The sequence below is a fragment of the Longimicrobium sp. genome (assembly GCF_048594345.1).
GTDB lineage: Bacteria > Gemmatimonadota > Gemmatimonadetes > Longimicrobiales > Longimicrobiaceae > Longimicrobium.
This window is the reverse complement of the sequence record NZ_JBMDXM010000066.1, coordinates 1-1,238: the sequence shown is the minus strand read 5'-3', so window position 1 is coordinate 1,238 and position 1,238 is coordinate 1. Positions and strand designations below refer to the sequence as shown.

At 72.5% G+C, this 1,238-nt stretch carries 2 protein-coding genes; one reads left to right on the top strand and one right to left on the bottom strand.

Annotated features, from left to right (window positions below):
- The coding region (locus ACOJUJ_RS07895; RefSeq protein WP_420126317.1) for a DUF763 domain-containing protein at nt 1-454 on the top strand (454 nt) is incomplete at its 5' end.
- A gap of 576 nt (nt 455-1,030) precedes the next feature.
- Here the strand turns inward: ACOJUJ_RS07895 and ACOJUJ_RS07890 are convergent.
- Nucleotides 1,031-1,238, bottom strand: a 208-nt coding sequence (locus ACOJUJ_RS07890) for a Maf family protein (protein ID WP_420126316.1), incomplete at its 5' end; no start/stop codon positions are given.

The window sequence follows — 1,238 nt, the reverse complement described above, 5'->3', positions numbered from 1 at the left end:
GCATGGCGCGCTGGCCGCGGCCGCCGAGTGTGGGCCGCGCGATTTCACCGAGCTGCTGCAGGTGCCTGGGGTGGGCGCGCGGACAGTGCGTGCGCTCGCGCTGGTGGCCGAGGTCGTGCACGGCACGCCGTGCCGGTTCAGCGATCCGGCGCGGTTCTCGCTGGCGCACGGGGGCAAGGACCGACACCCGTATCCGGTGCCGACGAAGGTGCTGGACCACACGATCGAGGTGATGCGCACCGCAGTGACGCGCGCCAAGCTCGGCAACGACGACCGGCTGGCGGCGATCCGTCGGCTCGATGCGCAATCGCGCGCGCTGGAAGCGACCGCGGGCGGCCCGTCATTGGCGGCCTTCCTGGCCCAGGAGCGCGCCGCCTCGCACACTTATGGAGGACGCAGCGTGTTCGGCTGGGAGCCGCCGGCCGATGACGCAGGCGCGTCGCGCGCGGGTTGAGGTATTCGCGAGGCGTCTGCCCCCGCCCCAGCCTGCACCCGTAAAGGGCGCGATGCCCCGCACGCGGGCAGGGTGAGGCATCGGCGTGGGCGTTCGCCCCCACCCCAACCCTCCCCCGCGTGCGGGGGAGGGAGATTTCCATCCACGTTCGAGGCGGGCGAATCCTCAACCCTCCCCCGCGCGCGGGGGAGGGAGGTTCCGCAGAAAGAACCCAAAGAGTCGAAGCCCCTTCGCGCGCGCGGGAGGGAGGCAGGAATACGCCCCCAAGTTGCTCCAGAGACCCCTCGCTCGCCCGCGCGCGCGGGAGGAAGCAGCGAGATTTCGCCGGGGCGCGGCTCGTTGCCCTCGCTCGCTCGCGGGAGGGAGGGAGGATCGACCGTTCGATGGGGGAAGGGTCCAAGGTCCGCGCGCGCGAGCGGGAGGGAGTGTTGCTGGCGATTGGGGAGGGCGCTGCCTCGCGGGGAGCGTTGCCTCGTAGGGCGAGCGGCGCTTTGCGGTAGGGTCACCTCCTCCGCGTTGCGGGGGAGGTCGGCGCGCCTTGCGCGCCGGGTGGGGGCACGGCTCCGCGCAGGATCCTCAAGGCACCGCGTAGCCCGCCTCGCGCAGCAGGCGGGCGGTCTCGATCAGCGGCAGGCCGACCAGTGCGGTCGGGTCGTCGCTGGTGATCGCCTCGAACAGGGCGATGCCCAGACCTTCGCATTTGAAGCTGCCGGCGCAGTCGAAGGGCTGTTCGGCGTCGACGTAGCGCTCGATCGTCGCCCGGTCGAGGGTGCGGAAGCGCACC